This window comes from Rubritepida flocculans DSM 14296 (genome assembly GCF_000425365.1).
Lineage (GTDB): Bacteria > Pseudomonadota > Alphaproteobacteria > Acetobacterales > Acetobacteraceae > Roseococcus > Roseococcus flocculans.
In genome coordinates, this window is sequence record NZ_KE384355.1 from 35,440 (window position 1) to 51,912 (window position 16,473).

At 71.6% G+C, this 16,473-nt stretch carries 21 protein-coding genes; 3 read left to right on the forward strand and 18 right to left on the reverse strand.

The features are described 5' to 3' along the window. Positions 1-15 precede the first annotated feature (15 nt). The 7 genes from H596_RS0119110 to H596_RS0119140 all read right to left on the reverse strand — a co-directional run bounded on the left by H596_RS0119110 (position 16) and on the right by H596_RS0119140 (position 6,527). Positions 16-2,034 carry a phage tail protein gene (locus H596_RS0119110; RefSeq protein ID WP_027286217.1) on the reverse strand — a complete coding sequence of 673 codons (2,019 nt, stop codon included), beginning with the start codon at positions 2,032-2,034 and terminating at the stop codon, positions 16-18. A gap of 3 nt (positions 2,035-2,037) precedes the next feature. Further along, the gene (locus tag H596_RS0119115) at positions 2,038-2,388 is read right to left on the reverse strand and encodes a DUF6950 family protein (RefSeq protein WP_027286218.1); all 351 of its coding nucleotides are present in this window, start codon (positions 2,386-2,388) and stop codon (positions 2,038-2,040) included. Continuing rightward, entirely contained in the window at positions 2,388-2,969 is a 582-nt protein-coding gene (locus H596_RS0119120; protein ID WP_027286219.1) for a hypothetical protein, read from the reverse strand. The genes H596_RS0119115 and H596_RS0119120 overlap by 1 nt, the downstream gene beginning before the upstream one ends. 8 nt (positions 2,970-2,977) lie before the next feature. Further along, positions 2,978-3,664 (reverse strand): hypothetical protein, encoded by a 687-nt coding sequence (locus tag H596_RS0119125; RefSeq protein WP_027286220.1) that lies wholly within the window; start codon positions 3,662-3,664, stop codon positions 2,978-2,980. 4 nt (positions 3,665-3,668) lie between these two features. Then, positions 3,669-5,795 carry a tape measure protein gene (locus tag H596_RS0119130; RefSeq protein ID WP_245584086.1) on the reverse strand — a complete coding sequence of 709 codons (2,127 nt, stop codon included), beginning with the start codon at positions 5,793-5,795 and terminating at the stop codon, positions 3,669-3,671. Positions 5,796-5,811: 16 nt separating this feature from the next. Beyond that, complete coding sequence (locus tag H596_RS24300) at positions 5,812-5,985, reverse strand: hypothetical protein (protein WP_169579901.1); 174 nt, start codon at positions 5,983-5,985, stop codon at positions 5,812-5,814. 164 nt (positions 5,986-6,149) lie between these two features. Continuing rightward, entirely contained in the window at positions 6,150-6,527 is a 378-nt protein-coding gene (locus tag H596_RS0119140; RefSeq protein WP_027286222.1) for a hypothetical protein, read from the reverse strand. Between the two features lie 82 nt (positions 6,528-6,609). On the opposite strand from H596_RS0119140, the gene H596_RS0119145 reads away from it, so the two are divergent. The 3 genes from H596_RS0119145 (at position 6,610) to H596_RS24025 (ending at position 7,639) form a co-directional block, all read left to right on the forward strand. Beyond that, the gene (locus tag H596_RS0119145; RefSeq protein ID WP_027286223.1) at positions 6,610-6,864 is read left to right on the forward strand and encodes a type II toxin-antitoxin system ParD family antitoxin; all 255 of its coding nucleotides are present in this window, start codon (positions 6,610-6,612) and stop codon (positions 6,862-6,864) included. Continuing rightward, positions 6,861-7,199 carry a type II toxin-antitoxin system RelE/ParE family toxin gene (locus H596_RS0119150; RefSeq protein WP_051213476.1) on the forward strand — a complete coding sequence of 113 codons (339 nt, stop codon included), beginning with the start codon at positions 6,861-6,863 and terminating at the stop codon, positions 7,197-7,199. The genes H596_RS0119145 and H596_RS0119150 overlap by 4 nt, the downstream gene beginning before the upstream one ends. Positions 7,200-7,333: 134 nt before the next feature. Next, a complete protein-coding gene (locus tag H596_RS24025) occupies positions 7,334-7,639 on the forward strand; it encodes a hypothetical protein (RefSeq protein WP_156910203.1) in 306 nt (101 codons plus the stop codon). A gap of 29 nt (positions 7,640-7,668) precedes the next feature. Here the strand turns inward: H596_RS24025 and H596_RS0119155 are convergent, their stop codons facing one another. The 11 genes from H596_RS0119155 to H596_RS0119205 form a co-directional block, all read right to left on the reverse strand. After that, complete coding sequence (locus H596_RS0119155) at positions 7,669-8,625, reverse strand: phage tail tube protein (RefSeq protein ID WP_027286225.1); 957 nt, start codon at positions 8,623-8,625, stop codon at positions 7,669-7,671. A 15-nt stretch (positions 8,626-8,640) separates the two neighbouring features. Beyond that, entirely contained in the window at positions 8,641-8,934 is a 294-nt protein-coding gene (locus H596_RS0119160) for a hypothetical protein (protein WP_245584087.1), read from the reverse strand. A 149-nt stretch (positions 8,935-9,083) separates the two neighbouring features. Next, positions 9,084-9,812 (reverse strand): DUF6441 family protein, encoded by a 729-nt coding sequence (locus H596_RS0119165; RefSeq protein ID WP_027286227.1) that lies wholly within the window; start codon positions 9,810-9,812, stop codon positions 9,084-9,086. Next, the gene (locus tag H596_RS24030) at positions 9,812-9,988 is read right to left on the reverse strand and encodes a hypothetical protein (RefSeq protein WP_156910204.1); all 177 of its coding nucleotides are present in this window, start codon (positions 9,986-9,988) and stop codon (positions 9,812-9,814) included. The genes H596_RS0119165 and H596_RS24030 overlap by 1 nt, the downstream gene beginning before the upstream one ends. A gap of 9 nt (positions 9,989-9,997) precedes the next feature. After that, positions 9,998-10,306, reverse strand: a complete 309-nt coding sequence (locus H596_RS0119175) for a head-tail joining protein (protein WP_027286228.1) — start codon at positions 10,304-10,306, stop codon at positions 9,998-10,000. After that, positions 10,303-10,704, reverse strand: coding sequence for a M15 family metallopeptidase (locus H596_RS0119180; protein ID WP_027286229.1), 402 nt, complete (start codon positions 10,702-10,704; stop codon positions 10,303-10,305). The genes H596_RS0119175 and H596_RS0119180 overlap by 4 nt, the downstream gene beginning before the upstream one ends. After that, a complete protein-coding gene (locus H596_RS0119185) occupies positions 10,704-11,054 on the reverse strand; it encodes a DUF2190 family protein (RefSeq protein WP_027286230.1) in 351 nt (116 codons plus the stop codon). The genes H596_RS0119180 and H596_RS0119185 overlap by 1 nt, the downstream gene beginning before the upstream one ends. 83 nt (positions 11,055-11,137) lie before the next feature. Next, on the reverse strand, positions 11,138-13,237 hold the full coding sequence (locus tag H596_RS0119190) for a prohead protease/major capsid protein fusion protein (protein WP_027286231.1): 2,100 nt from the start codon (positions 13,235-13,237) through the stop codon (positions 11,138-11,140). Positions 13,238-13,254: 17 nt separating this feature from the next. Further along, positions 13,255-14,742 carry a hypothetical protein gene (locus H596_RS0119195; RefSeq protein ID WP_027286232.1) on the reverse strand — a complete coding sequence of 496 codons (1,488 nt, stop codon included), beginning with the start codon at positions 14,740-14,742 and terminating at the stop codon, positions 13,255-13,257. After that, complete coding sequence (locus H596_RS0119200) at positions 14,739-16,229, reverse strand: phage portal protein (protein WP_027286233.1); 1,491 nt, start codon at positions 16,227-16,229, stop codon at positions 14,739-14,741. The genes H596_RS0119195 and H596_RS0119200 overlap by 4 nt, the downstream gene beginning before the upstream one ends. Beyond that, positions 16,229-16,465 (reverse strand): phage head-tail joining protein, encoded by a 237-nt coding sequence (locus H596_RS0119205; RefSeq protein ID WP_027286234.1) that lies wholly within the window; start codon positions 16,463-16,465, stop codon positions 16,229-16,231. Before H596_RS0119205 ends, H596_RS0119200 begins: the two co-directional genes overlap by 1 nt. Positions 16,466-16,473 lie beyond the last annotated feature (8 nt).

The window sequence follows — 16,473 nt, forward strand, 5'->3', positions numbered from 1 at the left end:
TCTCCTCGAGCCTCCCTATAGCGCGGTGGCGGTGACGGGGCCGGCGAGCGCCGAGACGTTGCCCTCGGGCGAGACGCTGCGCAGCCAGAGCCAGCGCGCCTGTCCGGTGGCGAGGCCGGAGCGCGTCCATGGCAGCGTCGTGATCTGCGCGTGCAGCACCGTGGCGGCGAGGCTGTTGGAGGTAGCCTCGAACACCTGCAACGCCGTGGCGCCGGCGGGATAGGCGCCGGTCACCTGGATCCCGCCCGCCACACCCACGGCGGCCAAGCCCGAGGGCGCGGCCGGGATCGCCGCCTCCTGCCACCCCGACACCGCCCCGCTCCGCGCGCGGGCGCGGACGCGAAAGGCGGTGGGCTCCACGCTGGGGAACACCGCGAAGAGCGCCCCTGTGCCGGCCGCCACGGCGAGCCAGTTGGCCAGGGAGGCGGGCCGGGCCTCGACCTCGTAGCCGCCGAGGTAGGCTGAGGGCACGGCCGTCCAGTCCGCGCCCAGCGCCGCGAAGGTGGCCGTGGTGGGCGTGCCAACCCGGATGGCGGCGGGCGTGGCGATGCTGCCCGGCCGGGGCAGGATGACGGTGGGGGTGTCCCCTGTGGCCCGCTCGTCCACGGCGGGGTTCCAGTCCCACACCGCCGCGTCCTCCTCAGAGAGCGTCAGGTCGATCCCGCCCTCCGGCGCGAAGCGCCAGCCGGTGATGCGTGCCGGGAAGGGCTCGATGCGGTCGATGGCGACAAGCACCCCATCCCAGGGGCGCAGGCGCAGCGCCGAGAGGTTCGCTTGCACCACCACCGCGCGCTGGCGGCGGTTGCGCTCCAACTCCACCTTCATGAGGCGCTGGACGGTCGCGGCGGAGGTGGTCAAAGGGAAGTCGAGATCGCGATAGATCGCCTCGCCGCCATCCTCCGTGACGTAGTTGGCGGCCAGCAGCGGCGGCGCGTCGGTGGGCTGCCAATTCTTGCCGGGATCCACGTAGACAGCCCGCACCCCGTTGAAGAGATCCCGCCGCGGGCGTGAGCCCATGACGGAGACGTCACCGCGCAGATCGGCGGCGGTGATGGTGGCGGCCGGCAGCGCGGGCGCGCCGGCGTGGATCACGAAGCGCCCGCCCGAGACCACCATCGTGCCCGCCATGGCGGCGAGCAGCTTCCGCGTGATGGCGATCTTGCCCTCGCCCAGCGAGACGCGGCCGTTGACGGTGTAGCGGCGCTCGGCGGTGCCGTCGCGCCGGCCCATGATCTCGTCGCAGATGTTGGCCGCGGCGATGAGGGCGGGCGTGTCGATCTCGTCCCAGGCTGCCCGCCAGCCAAAGGGGGCGGTGAGGTACCAGGCGAGGCAGAGCGCCGGGTTGTCGGACCAGCCCACGGCGCCGCTGCGCGGATCGCGGATGGTGTCGGCGCCCTCGACCAGCGCGGCCATGTTGGGCGGGCCCGAAGGGAAGGCCTCGGGCGTGATCTTGAGGCGCAGCGCCATGTAGGCGCGGCCCTGCCCGCGATGCGCTGCGGTCCACTTGCCGCCGGTCTCGGCGATGAGGTTGGTATTGGCGGCCTGGCCGGGGTCGCCGAGATGACGGTCAATCCGGACCAGGCCCGAGAACTTCGCATCGGTGGCCAGTGTGTCGCCGAGCCAGACCTCGCCGATGGCGCGGACGCGGTGAGCGGCCAGCACCACGACGGCGTGGAAGTAGCCGTCGGCGCGGCCCTCGTCGTCGGGGCTGCTGTGCACGAAGACGATGGGCCCCGAGACCTTGCAGCGGCCTAAGACCAGGGCGTGCTCGGTGATGGCCTGGCGGAAGGATTGGGTGCGGGCCTGAGCCTCGACGGCGGTGGGCGCGGTGCCGCCCGAGCCGCCGCCGGTGTCCGTGAAGGTTGCGGAGCTGCCTCGGGCGGCGGCGGTGTTCTGGGGGAAGACCTGGCTGCCGATGAAGGAGACGGCGATGGCAGCCCCCGCGCCGACGAGCGCGCCGATGACGCCGCCGCCGACGGCCGCGGAGCCGACGGCGCCCGCGACCACGGCGATGATGGGGATGGCAGCCGGCATCTGTCAGCCAATCCTCCAGGCGATGGCGCATTCTGTGAGCGCCGCGCTGAGCAGGCCGCGCGGCCCGACGAAGGCGACGCGGCCGGTGTCGAGGACGACACCGAGGCGGGCGGGATCGGGTGCGAGCACAACGTCGCCGCAGCGTGCGAAGGCGGGCGCGACGCGCGGAAAGCCCGCGCTGTCGGCCGAGGCGGCGAGATCGGGCAGCACGCGCACGTGCGGGTACTGCCCCGTCACAGCCTCCACCGCCGCGATGGCGAAGATCGCGCAGTTCCAATGCCGCGCATCGAAGGTGCGCGTCTCCGCCTCCCGCAGCAGGGCTGCGAGCCGGGCAATCCAATCGGGATGGCGCATTACCGCGCTGGCAGCCGAATCTCGGCGTCCTGCAGCGCGGGCACGAACTCGAAGAATCGGTCGCCCGGGAACTCGGCCTGCTGGTCGGCGTCGGTGTAGCGCCGCACCTCAGCGCGCTCGAGGTCCACGAGGCGGCTCTCGCAGGCGAGCGTCACGCGCGGCTCGGCGCCGTCCACCACCTCCATCGTGTCCATGATGCCCGCCCAGAGCGGGAACGGGTCCGCCACGAAGGCGCCGTCCTCGTCCAACAGCGCGAGCCACACCCGCGCCGGGCGCAGCCGATAGGATCGCTCCGACAGCGCGATGTCGATGACCTCCTGCGGCACGGGCGAGAGGGCGAGGGTCAAGCGCACGGCGCGCAGCTCGACCGTTTCTTCCACCTCGCCCATGGCGCCGATGTCGCCGATGCCCTCGAAGCTGCGCCCGGCCCAGTTCAGCGTGCCGAGGCCCGACCACACCCGAAACGCGCCGGTGGCGAAGTCGAGCTCGCAGAGGATGACGGGGGCGACGACGGGCGCGGTGGCGGCGGCGGCGGCCTGGACGGAGAGGCGTGGCGTGGCGCGGATGGCAGGTTCGGTCATGGCGTGGCCTACAGGGCCTCCTCAAATCGGCAGGTGATGCTGGTGAAGCGCCCCGGCCGGGTGGGGTTGATGCCCTCGTCGTCGGAGACGAGCCGCATGGGCGTGGAGACGTTCGAGAAGAACAGCGCCTCGCCGATCGGCGCGGCGGCGCGCAGCGGGGGTGCGATGGGGATGGAGGCCGTGCCCGTGCCCGACGCCATGACGCGCGCGGTGGCCATGTAGAGCCGCCCGCCGAGGCCGATGTGGTCGCCCGCGCCGACGGCCAGCGTGTTCGGCCACCAACCCTGCGTGACCAGCGACAGCGCGCCGCGCGGCGCCCCGGCGGCGAGCGCGGGATTGCCCGAGCCCACCACCATCCCCGTCCCGTCCGTGAAGATCGTGGCGTCGTTGAAGCTGTACGGCCCGCTCGGCACATCGCCCTGGCTGCGCGGATCGCCGGAGCGGAACTCGCGGCGGAAGTCGCGCAGGCGGACGGTGTTCACTGAGCCGGCGAGCGCGGCCACCAGCCCCTCCAGCACGCCAGCCAGGCGCGGGTTCAACGGGTCGAAGGTCATCTCCGCCATCCAGCGCGCGCCCTCCCGGCGCAGCACCTGGGTCTGGCGCGTGAGCGGGGAGACAAAGCGCAGGGTGTTGGGCTGAAGGTAGAAGACCTGCCGGGAGGGGCGCAGCTCCGGCGGCCAGGCGTACTCCGTCATGGCTCTACCTCCTCACCGTGTCGTAGGCGGTGCCACCGCGGCGGATGGCGTCGAGCGTCATGGCGGTGGCCTGCCGCGCGATCTGCTGACCCATCAGCCGCAGCCGCGCCTCCACGCCGGCGTCCGCCCCACGCGCGTCGATGTTCAACGTCGTGTGGATGGTGGGGCCGCCGGCTGGCGCGGTGCCGTTGGGCAGCACCGTCCCCGACTGCTGCGGCACGAACCATTCGGGCCCGCGCTCGCCCACGATGTAGGGCTGGCCGGCCGTGACCGGCCCGCCCTCTGCGCGGAACAGCCCGCCGAGCCACGATCCGATCCCGTCGAAGATGCCCCCGAACGAGAAGCCCGACAGCGCGCCGGTGAGCGCATTGCCCAGCGGCTCGGTGATGGTGCGCCGCGCGATGATGCGGGCGATGTCCTGCCCGATGCCTTGCAGCACCTTGGACAGGCTCTCGCCGCGGATCACCGCGTCCTCGAAGGCCGACGAGAAGGTCAGCCCCAGTTCGCGCGCGGTGTCGGAGGCGCGCTCGGTGGCGCGCTGCACGCGCTCCTGGCCGCGCTCCAACTCCTCCAGCGCCGCCTGGGCCTCCCGCGAAATGGTTTCGTCGGGGATGGGCTGGCCGATGCGCTCCGCGCGCTCGACCAGCGTGCCCAGGTTGGACAGGCGCCTGGCGTAGCGCTCATAGGCGTTCTCGTTCTGCTGGATGAGGCGCTCGCGCTCGCGCAGCACCTCGTTGGCCTCGCGTTCGGCATCGCGGTTGTCGCGCTGGGCAGCGGTGACACGGCGGACGGAACCTTCAAGGCGGCGGAGCGCCTCGTCGCGCTCGCGGGTGGCCAGCGTTTCCAGTCGCTGGCGCTCGGCGGCATCGATAGCCCCGGCGCCCTCGGCCTCTCGCAGACGACGGACGCGCTCATCGAACTCGGTGGTGATACGAAAGCGGTCGTCCAGCTGGCGGCGCAGCTCGTCGGTGTCTTGGGCGGCACGGCGGCGCCGGCTCTCGGCGGCCTGGGCAGCGGCGGCCTCGCTCTCCTGGCGGCCGCGCTCGGCCGCCTCACGCTCGCCGCGGGCGACCTCCTCGGTGATGTCGGCGTAGGCTTGGCGAAGTTCGGCCAGGCGGGCGGTGCGGTCCACGCCGGCCTGCTGCTCAGCAGTGCCGACGAGGCCTGGGCGGATCGAGCCGCGGCGCGGCGTGCGGGCGGCGGCGCCCTCGGCCTCCGCCTCGAGCCGTGCGATCTCCGCGCGCAGCGCCTCGGCGGTGCGGCGCTGGTCGGCGAGGCGCTCCTCGCCGGTGAGCAGGCCGGCGCCACGGCGCACGCCGTCCAGCACCCGGGCGGCGCCGGAGAGCGCGCGGGCGAGGCCGTTGGAGAGGCCGATCGCCTGATCGAGGCGCGCGAGGAACTGGTCGGCCGCGGCGGTGAGCTGCCCGAAGGCGCGGCCGACGGACAGCGGCGCGCGCTCGAACTCGCCATTGACCCGCTCCACGGCGCGCAGCAGGGCCGGGAAGACCACGTCGGCGGTGAGCTTGCCCTCGGCGCCCAGCTTGCGCAGCTCACCGATGGAGACGCCCAGCTCACCGGCCAGGGCCTGGGCCAGGGTGGGCAGGCCCTCCAGGATCGAGCGCAGCTCGTCGCCCTGCAGCACGCCGGACGCCAAGGCCTGCGCCAACTGCTGGGTGCTGCCCTGGATCTCGGCGGTGCTGGCGCCGGACGAGATGGCAACGCGCTGCAGGCCGGCGACCAGGCGCAGCACCTGGTCGGAGGTGGCGCCGATCTCGCGCGCGGCGATCGAGAAGCGCTGGAAGGCGTCCACGCTTTCGCGGACGGCGACACCGGTCTGCAATGCGTCGCGATACAGCGCCTCATAGACCTCGGCCGCGCGCTCCACGCCGCCCACGGCGGTGGTGAGGCGGCCCATGGACTGCGACAGGGCGTCGCCCGCCATGACGAGGGCGCGCAGGCCGGCGGCGACGCCGGCGAGTTGGATGCCGCGGACGGCGACATCCATGAGGGAGAGGGCGCGGGAGGCGCGATCGGCGCCGTCCTGGATGCGTTCCAGCGAGCGCTGGCCGGCCTCGCCGACCTCGCGCAGTTCGGACTTCACGCGTGCGGCGTCGTCCAGCGACAGGCGCACGGAGACGCGGCGGGTGCTATCCGCCATGGGCTGCGCCTCCTGCGTCAGGGATCGATGGGCGGCGCGCAGCGGCACCGGCGGCGAGGCCCATGCGCAGCGCGGTCAGCAGCTCGGCAGCCGCCCAGCCGGAGACGCCCATCTCGCGGGCAAGGGCCAGGGTGCCGGCGGTGTCAAGTTCAAGCCCGGCCATGCCGGCGGAGATGCAGGCGGTGCCCGCGGTCCACAGGGCGGCGCCCTGGGCGGTTGTGGGCGCATGGGCGGCGTAAGGGCAGGCCATGCCGCAGTCGCGGTCGAGGGCCGCGCAGCCGCGGCAGTAGTCGGGGCCCTGGCCGAAGTGCCAGGCGGCGCGGGCCCTCAGCCGTTTCCCTCCAGCGCCACGGCGGCGACCGGACTGGTGGCGCGGTCCCAGAAGGCGGCGGCGATGTCGTCCATGTCCATCAGACGTTCGACGGCCTCAGGGGAGAGGGGCAGTGGTTTGCCGGTGGCATCGCCAACACCCTCCCAGGCAGTGACCGCATGGCGGGCGAGCGCCTTGACCAGGAAAGCGAAGGCCAGGCCGCGCGCTATATCCGGGTCGAGATCGGCCTCGGACGCCCGCAGCGCGCCGAGGCGACGGGCGGAGCCGGCCTGGGCGGCGGCCATGACGGCGGTGGTGACGGGGCGGATTTCCACGCGAACGCCGCGAGGCAGATCGACCCAGTAGGGCTCAGTGGGAAGGTCGAGGATGAGCATATAGGGGTCTCCTGAAGGGTTGGCCTTGACCCACGACCCCGCGATGGCCAAGTTGGCCATAAGTGTCGAAGGAGGATGTGCGGTGCCCAATGTCAGCCTGACGCCGGAACAGCAGCAGTTCATCGACGCGCGTGTCGCCTCAGGGCGCTTTGCCAGTGCGAGCGAGGTCATGCGCCACGCCGTGCGCCTGATGCAGGAGGCCGAGGAACGTCGCGAGCGCTTTGTGGCGATGCTCTGCGACGTCAGCGCCCGTGCCGATCGCGAGGGCACGATTTCGGCCGAGGATGTGGACGCAGAACTCAAGGCGGTGATCGCCGCGGCCAAGCAACGCGCTTGAGTCCGGCGCGAGCGCGGATCGTCGCGCGGTTCACGCGAGAGGCGCTGGCCGATCTGATGCAGGCCGTGGCGTGGATCGCCCGCGAGGATCCCGCTGCGGCGGACCGCTTGCGTGTCGCGGCGAACCGCGCAGCGAAATCCATTGGGGAGCACCCATGTATTGGGCCGGTGCGCACGGAATTCGCGCCGGAGCAATTCCGGTTCTTCGTTCTCCGGCACTCGCCGTATCTGATCGTCTATGAGCCGGATACGAAGCCGCCCCGTATCCTGCGGGTGGTGCATGGATCCCAGGATCTCGCCACGCTGTTGGCTGACCTGTCCGGTGAGAGCGGTTGATCACGCTTACTTCGTGCCTGCCTGTAGATCCCGCAGCACTGCCGCCATCATCACCAGCGATCCGTTGAAGGATTGCTCTGGCAGCCGGAGCTGCACCGAACAGAGTGTCGGGAACCGAGGAGGACCACACAGTCATGGAACGCAAAACCGGTGATGAAGCCATTCTTCTACGCAGTGCCCTCGATCGCGCTGGGCGAATGCTGAAACGTTATGATCTGCGGCTGTCTTATTCGATCGACGTGAAAGATAACTCATATACCGTGGATGTTGTTCCCGATGGATTGGATCAAGTAGGTGTTCTTATGCGGCTCCAGCGTCATGATGTTTTTGAAGAAATATTGGAAGCGATTATCGCTGCGCCTGACCTCGGAGCGAAGGAGCAAGCCATCCAGCGAGCCCGCTCCGCGCTGAATACGCGGTCGCTTCGCATCGTTGAGTGACGTCCAGTCTAATCTCGCGTTCCCCCGGTTTATGCGTACTCCGTGCCCGCCTGCTGGTTGCGCAGCACCGCCGTCATCATGCGCGTCGCCGTCGCGTTGAACGCCGCCCGGAAATCGAAGCTCGCCTCCACGCCGGCCGGCCCTTCGATCGGCGTCTTGGCGAGCGCCAGATAGACCTCGTGCAGCGTGAAGGTGAGGCTGCGATTGGCGTCGATGGTGTAGGCGAAGGCGAACTCGGCGGCGGTGCCGTTCTGCGCCTGGGCCAGCAGCGTGGTGTTTTCAAAGCGCACCGTCACCTGCCCGGTGCAGCGTGCGACGCCAGGATCCACGCCCTCGACGCGCCGGTCGGCGCGGATGGTGCGCACCATCTCCATCCCGTTGCCATAGGTCATGCGCGCCCCGGTGACCTGAGCCAGCGCGGAGCCGCTGCGGGTGATGGATCCCTGCGCCTTGTTGAATGCCGTATAGGCGGCGCTGGTCGGCGTGCCGCCGGCGCTGCTGCCGGTGCGCGCCGAGCCCTGGCCCATCAACCCGAAGGTCGCGGTCGCAGGTCCAGTCGGCGAGAAGTCGATCTCCAGCGTGTCGGCGCGCACGCCGGTGCAGACGTCGAAGCTCGGCACGTCCGGATAGCCGATCTCCACCGCATTGCTCGGCAGCGCCGCCGCGCCTGAGGCGAAGCTGTGGATGAAGTTCGGGTTGGTGCCGGTGGTGGTGGGCGGCCCGAGCAGCAGGCGCAGCCAGTGGCCGATGTTGACCAGGTCCACCGGCACCACCGCCTGACCCTGGACCGTGACCGTGTCCAGGAAGGGCGCGGCCGGATCGCGGTTGCTGCCCACGCCGATCACGTCGGCATCGAGCAGCGGCTGCTCGGCGCCGAGGTCGCAGGAGAGGAAGGGCATGCGCCGCCAGTTGCCACCGGGGGCGGTGCCGTAGGTGGATTCCGGAAAGGTCAGCAGGCGGCAATTCGCGCCGATGGCACGGGGCATGGGCGTTCTCCGGGATCAGGCCAGCGGCGAGCCGGCGACGGTGTAGAACAACGTGACGGGGAGGGAGGCCGCGCGGCCCGCGGCGGCACCCTCGAACTCGACGTCGTCGAAGGAGGGTGCGCCGGGCTGCGCCCAGTCCACCGCGCCGCCGAGGGTGCGGTCGGCCGAGATGGCGGCGGCGATGTCCATGAGCAGCGCGTCGAGGAGGGCGGTGCGCGCGGCGGGTGTCGCGCCCGCTACGGTCACCTCGATCTCCGCACGATGCTCGATGGCCCAGGCGAGCGGGGAGAGGATCGCTGTCTCCTCCACCGTTTCGCCATCGCGCAGGACCACGAGGCCACCCGCTGGCAGACGCTGTGGCGCAGTTTCGCCACGCAGCACGACGGGCGGCGGAACGCGGCTCGCCAAGGCCGCGCCGAGCCGTGCGTGCAACGCGGCGAGCGCGCTTTCCCTCACACTCATGCTGCACTTCTCCCGGCCTCGCGCTCCCAGGCTGTGACGAAGCGTCCCGGCAGCCGACGCAGCGCGCGCTCCGCAGCGCCGCGCACGTCCAGCCGCTTGGCGAGCTTCACCTGGGGCAGCAGGAGAAACATCGGCACCATCCCCTGTTCCAGCAGGCCGCGCGCCCAAGCCTCGCGGCCCTTGCGGTTGGCGGTCCCCACCTCTGTGACGCCGCCCGCCACCAATCGCGTGCGCCGCCGCCGCCCGGTCTGCTCGCCCTGGCGCAGCGGCAGGCACCACACAAATCCGCGCCCAGATTTGAAGGGCCGCAGGAAGGCCTGCCCTGACGCCACCATCTGCGCCGGCGTGACGCGCATGCCCTTGGCACCGCGCCCGCGGCGCCCGCGCGCTGCGTTGAAGCCGGTCGGGACAGCCAGGAACTTCCCGCCACCCTTGGCACGAATGAGCGCCCCACGCTCGAAGGCGTCGATCACGCTCGGCACTTTGGTGAACACCAGCCCTGCCGGCCGCAGCGACTGCCGGCCCTGCGGGAAGGTCATCGACCGCCAGGCATTGGCGATGCCGCGGGCATTGCCGCCGAAGGCGTCGGTCACCTGCCGGCGCAGTTCCTGCTTGACCTGCTCGGTCTCGGCCCGGATCGCCTGCATGGCGGCGCGCTCACCCGCGCGGAGCTCCGCCGCCAGCACCTGGCGCAGGTCACCGACAATCGCCGCAGCGAGCCGCATCAGCCGTCCCGGTCGTCGCGGCGGCGATGCCCGATCTCGGTTTCCATCAGCGTGGAGAGACGTTCCAGCAGCACGCGCACCTGCTCGAGGCGCCCGTCCACGCGCCAGACCAGCAACAGAATGGCGATAAGGCCAGCGCCGTTCTCGGCCAATTGAAGGATCTGCGGGAGGTCCATGAGGGGCTCCTATTGCTGGCAGTGGACGCGCCAGGCGGCGCCGCTGGCGTCGCGCTCGGCGTGGGTGACGGTGAGCAGCTCGGCCCCGAGGGCGAAGCTGTCCCCCGCCGCGATGACGGGCAGCGCGGCGGTGGAGACGGTGAGGATGTCGGTGGCGGAGATGATCTCCGTCCCGAAGGCATCGGCGACACGGTCGGGCGAGGAGCGCAGAAGGCGGAGGGGAACGGGCGCGCCCATGCCGCCCTGGCGGAAGATGGCCTCCACGCCAAGGTTCGCGTCCGCCACCAGCGCGGCCAGTGCGGTGGCAAAGGCGCTCACGCCGGGTGGCTCCGCCGATCCAGCTCGAAATGCGGCCCATCCCGGAACGACGTCCAGTCGCCACCCCAGGTGATCGGCACGCCGAGTTCCTTCGCCGCTGCTTTCATGGCTGCACCGATCTGCTCGTAGAGCGGCCAGTCCCAGCGGATTTCGCCGTGCTCGACCGTGGCGTCGCCGTCATCCAGCCAATAGGCGAGATCGACGGCATGGCCAGTCAGATGCCGGCTGTTCATGGTGCGCGAGGCGCCGATGGCGACGAGCCGTGCCTGGCGCTCGCGTGTGCGCAGTCCCTCCGTCACGATGAAGGGTACGGCTTGGCGCGCACGCTCCACGACCCGGACCAAGTCACGATGCACGCCCTTCAGGCGCTCGCGGTCGCGCGGCAGAAGGCTCGCCATCACGCCCCCGAGGCCGGCACGCGGGCCAGCATGGTGCGCACGGTGGTGTCGGCTGCGAGTGCGGCGGCGGTGGCGATGCCGACCTGGAAGTTGCCGGTGGCGGTGGTGGTGAGACGGCGGTTCGCGTTGTCCCAGAACAGGCGTGCGCCGGCGGTGATGGCCAATGCCGGTTCCTTGGCCAGTTCGAACTCGCCGCGGGTCTCGCACTCGACGGGGGCGTTCTGGGCGGCGTCCATCGCGGCCACCCCGAAGAACGCGCCGACCAGCATGCCCTGGCCGGAGAGGATGCCGCCGGCATAGGGCACGGCCATGGGAATGGAGCGAGCGTCGGGGCGGATGCAGTTGCGCATTGTGGTTCTCCGGATGCGCGACAGGCGCCGCCCGATGGTCCGGTGGCGCCTGTCGCAGGGTGTTGACGATGGGTGGGAAGGGATCAGGTGCCGGCGTTGAAGTAGCCACCGCGCCAGTCGATGGCGCCGACGCCGAAGTCGAAGATCACGCTGACCTCGACGCCATCCACGCCCTGGACATTGCCGGTGGTGACCTGGGGGCCCTCGGCGCCGTTCAGGTAGCCGTAGACATAGACCGGCGCCGCGGTGGGCTCCGCAAAGAGGTACCAGCGGTTGGCGGGGATCAGCGGCTCGACCACCGGCTGCACGAAGGAGGCGTAGACGTTCTCCTGGCTGATCTGGTTGGCCGCGACCGGCACGGTGAGCTGGCGGGCGGGCAGCTCGAGGTTCGGCCCGACGAGCAGACGCATCTGCGCGCCGACGGCGATGGGCAGGCCATCGAGCGTGCGCTGGCGCATCACGGCAGCTCGGCCCGCGGCCAGACCACCGAGGTCGAGCGCGGTGCCAGCGGAGGCCTTGTTGGCGCGCGCGGCAGCGGTGCCGAACACGGCGGCGTTGCCGGTGGAGAGCGTCGGGCCGTCGCCGTTCGCCGAGTTCAGCAGGCCATAGGCGGTGGCGTTCTCGAAGTCCGCCACCCGACGGCCGATGGCGGCGGCGAAGTCGGTGAATGCACCGAGGTCGTCGTTCACCAGCATCGGCCGCGTGACGCGGATGCGTCGCGCGAAGGTCTGCAGCAGGATGATCTCCTGGCTCTCGGACATCGTGCCGGCCTGGATTTCGCCGTTCTCCATGAGCGGCAGCAGCGTCGGGAAATCACCCACGCGCAGGTGCCGGTGCGGCTTGAAGTCGCGGAAGTCACGCCGGAGGAAGATCTGGCGGTAGGTGGGCGCGGCGGGCGCATAGGCCGCCAGCAGCATCTTGTTGGCCGCCGCCGAGAGCAGTGCCGGGAAGTCGCTGGTGGTGTGGAAGGCGCGCTCGGCCAGGATGGTGGGGTTGCGGGGGATGTTCCGCTCGCCCCGGGCGCGGAGCAGCTCGCCCATCATGTCGGAGGGGCGCCAGCCCATGAATTCGACGTGGCGGCCGGCGCCGGGGCCCGTGCTGGGCGCCTGGTAGCCGGGCATGGAGCGGGCGGCGAGCGCCTCGGCCATGGCGTCGAGCAGGCTGGCCGGGTCGTCCTGGCCGGGGCCGGTCTCCGGGCGCGCCGGCAGGGAGGGGCGCGGCGCGCTCTGGGCGAAGGCGTCCCACAGGCGGCCACGCAGCACTTCGGGCGAGATGCGGTCGCGGATGGCGGCCTCGCGCATGGCGTCGAGCATGTCGGGGGTCACCAGGCCGCGGGCGGCGGCCAGCACCGGCTCATAGGCGGCGATGCGCTCGACGGCGGCGCGGTCCGCCTCGGCGCGGATGGCGTCGAGATCGGGCGGGATCGGCGCGGCGCGGGTGGGTTCCGGCGGGGCGGTGGTGGTCACGGGGCTCTCCTGGGGCGGGGTGCTGGGCGGCGCGGGCGGCGCCGGCGCGGGATCCGGCGAAGCCGGCGCGGTCTCGGGCATGGGTGGTTCCTCGGTCAGGGCGGGTTCGATGGCGGTGGCGGGGATGCCCTGGTCCCCCTCACCACGGATCACGGCCAGGCCATCCACCGGGACGGGCACGATCGAGATCTCGTAGGGCTCCCAATCCACGGCGCGGTGGATGGTCTGGCCGGTGGCGGCATCGGGGCGGGGCTCGTAACGGTGGACGCGATAGCCGACGCTGACGGACTGCAGCGTGCCGTCGGCGACGCGCTGCCAGACCGGCTCCACGTCATCAGCGCCGCTGAACTGCAGGGTGGCGTAGCCGCGGCCGGTCTCGAGGCGCGCGGCGGTGACGCGGCCCAGCACATCGCGGGTGCCGGCACGGCGGTGGGTGTCAAGCACCGGGGCGCGGCCCGAGCGCAGCGCATCCATGCGCACCGCTGAGGGCGCCATGTCGAGCTCCTCGATGATCGGGCCGAGCGGCGGCACGAAGTTGAGGGCGCGGGCGCCGGTGCTCCACACCACCTCGACCGTGCGCGCGGCACGGTTGACGGTCACAGGCGCGGCCAGGGCGCGGCAGGCGGTGATCGACTGCCCTCCGGCGGGAAGTCGATCGGGCGCAGCCTCTTGCTCCGGTGCGGGGATATCCCCGCCCGGTTCGATCGGTTCGATCATGGGCAAAAATCCTGGGCTTAGGGCGCCGTGAAGCCCTGGAGGTTGGCGATCACCACCGCCCCTGCCGTCACCGCCTGGATGTTCAGCGCGGCATTGGCCGTGGTGCGCAGCGGGGTCGGGAAGTCGATGTTGGTCGGGCCGAGATTCGCCGGCAGCAGCGCGCGCCAGACCGGCGTGGTGCCGTCGCGGATCTGGAATTCCGTGGCGGTGGCGCTGGCGTTCTGCACTTGCATCCCCGTGACATACCGGCGGATACCGGCACCGGCCGCGGCCTGCACAGCTGTGTCGCTGCCGGTCGCGATGCCGGCCAGCGGCCCGGCATAGGTCCAGTCCGCCTCGGGGATGGCGTAGGGCTTGGTGACGATTGCGCCGATCAGCGTGGCTAGCAGGTCGACACCGCGTGCAGTCGTCACCGCCACCGGGTTCGCTGAATAGCCTGTGGCGGCCAGCACCGGCACGGCACCCGCCGTATTGCGGGCCTGGCCGCCGACCACGCTGAGCGCGGGTGCCGTGGCGCTGAGCACATTTACCCCGATCCCCTGGCCGGCCACGGCATTGGCGCGGCCCGCGGTGATGGCAGTGGTGAGCTCGGCATAATCGGAGATCGAGACGAATTGCAGCCGCAGGTCCGTGCTGCTGGCCGGCGCCAGGTTGCGGCTGATCGTCGCCCAGCCGGTGTTCACATAGGCGCCGGTGAAGCTGGAACCGACCAGGTCGAAGTTGTTCGCATCGATGACCGTGATGGTGAAGGTGCCATTCGCCCCCGGCACGCCGGCGACATTGGCCACCGTCACAGAATCCGAGGTCGCATAGCCATGCGCCGCACGGGTGATGCGCACCGCGCTGCTGCCGTTGTTGGTGACAGCGGAGATGCCGTGGAACACCTGCCGGTTCCGCACCCGCACCCGGAAGCGATACAGCGCGGCGGGGTCGGGCAGCTGCTGCTGGCGGGCGTAGGAATTGGCGCGCAGCCCGGTGCCATCCAGCGCGCGGCCGTGGAAGTAGCATTCGTCGCTGTTCGGCTCGAGCTCCAGCACCGACCAGCCGGCCGGGGCGGTCGTGGGGATGGTGACGCCCGAGGCGGTGCCGAGCCGGGGGGCGCCGTCGCTGCCGACCTCGTAATTGGCCAGCGTGGCGCTGATGCCGTCCAGGCGCCAGGCGACGACGTTGCGCTCGTCGGGCTGGCTGGTCTCGGGCGTGACGCTGACCAGTTCCAGCCAGGCGGTCTGGCCGGCGATGCGCTGGCTGAGGTTCAGCGCGACCATCGCGCGCAGCGGGAGCATGAAGCTCTGGCGGCTCAGCAGGACGAGCTCGTCATCCAGCGTGGTGCCGGTGGATATCTGCGCGGTGCCGTTGGCGACGGACAGCGTCATGCCGCTGCCGCTGGAGAGCACCTCCCACCGCGTCGGGTTGATGACGTCGCCGCCGAAATTGTCGCGGAAGCGCCGGCGCATGCTTTTCACCCGAAGCATGTCGTCGGCCCAGTCATAGCCGCCTGGGATCATGGAAAAGCTCCTGGGGAAGTGGCCGGCGCCTCGGCGCGCGGCGAGGCGGCACCGGTGGCGGCAATCTCGATGGCGGCGAGCTGAGCCGCGTCCTGCGCGGCGCCGGACTTGGCGACGCGGCGTGGATCGCTGTCGAGCGAGAGGCCGGCCTCGTCGAGCAGGGCGTTGGCCTCGCGGATCATCTCGACGACCTGGCGGAAGTCGTAGCCGAAGGCACCCACCGCCTCGGGCTGCGGCACGAAGCCGGCGCGCACCTGGGCGATGAGCGCCGTGGTGTCCTTCAGCGGGTCGATCATCTCGTGCGCGGGCGGGACGTGGGACAGGCCCTCCGGGACATCGGCAGCCCACAGGCCGAGCAGCGCGCCCTGGGCGTGAAAGCGGTCCGCGATGGGCCGCACCAGCATCGGGATGAGCATGCCGTACTGGACCTGCTCGCAGAGGCGGCGGAACTCGATCTTGCCGGCGCGCAGGCTGGAGTAGTTCGCCTGCGTGAGGTCGCCGGCGACCTGGTCATAGGTCAGGCCCGTGCCGACCGCGGACGCCTCGAGCGCGCGGCGGGCGAAGGCGGCGTGGCTCCCGCCGCCCGAAGGGTTCACCACCTCCACGGATCCCATGCCGCGGCGGTAGAGGATCATGCCGGGCTCGAAGCTCTCGACGGTCCGGCCCTGCGCGTCACGCAGCAGGCCCGAGGCCGGGCCGGTCATGGCGTCGTCGCCATCCTCGGACACCACCGCGGCCAGGCACGCCTCGATCTTGGCCTTCATCAGCAGGGCAGCCTCGTAGTCGCCAAGATCCCGCAGCCGGGTCAGCACCGGCGCCAGCCAGGACACGTCCCGCAGCTGGCCGGGGCGGCGCTTGCGATAGATGTGCAGCACGTCGCGGGCCGGGATCCGCTGGCTGCCGAGCCAGGTGGCACCTCCCGGCAGAACCCAGGACGCGCCGGGGTGCACGCGATGCAGCCAGTACCCGACCGGCTCACCGGCCTCGCCCAATCCAATGCCCTGCAGCGTAGGAACGCCCTCGATGACGCCCTGCCGTGCCGTGTCGAGGTGGTCGCTCTCCAGCACCTGCAGCCGCAGCCCGATCGGGTTGGACGGCTTGATGTCCGCGGGCAGCAGGCGGACGAAGCATTCGCCGCTCTCGATGACCGCGCGCATGACCAGCGCCTGCAGGCCATACAGGTCGAGCCGTCCCTCGGCGTCACAGGCCGTGCTGTCGGACCAGCGCCGCCAGGCCTCAGCGTGCGGCTTGTCCGGCCAGCGGGTGGTGATGCCGGAACCCACCGCGTTGCCGGTCCAGAGATCGACGATGCGGGCGGCATAGGGATCGTTGCGGACGGCATCGCGGGCGCGGCGTGCGACGGTGGGCGCGGCGGCGCCGACCTCAGCCGTGGCGCTGCCCCCGGAGGCGGCCCAGGTCGAGGCGCGGCTGTCCTGCGCGGCGGCATAGCCACGCAGGGCGTGCCAGGCATCACGAAGGCGGCCCATCACCTGCTGCCCTCACGAGAGAAGCTGGCGAAGGTCACGCTGGGGCGGCGCGCGGCGGCGTTCTCGGCGGCGTGGAGGACGGACAGCGCGCGGCCGAGCTCGGCGATCGAGCGGTATTCCACCGTGCGACCGTCGAAGGTCACGCGCGTGGTGCCGCCGGTGAAGGCCGCAGCCAGCACGGATGCGCGGGTGCCGGCAGGCTGCGCCAACGCCCAGGCGAGGACGGTCGGATCCATGCTCGTCC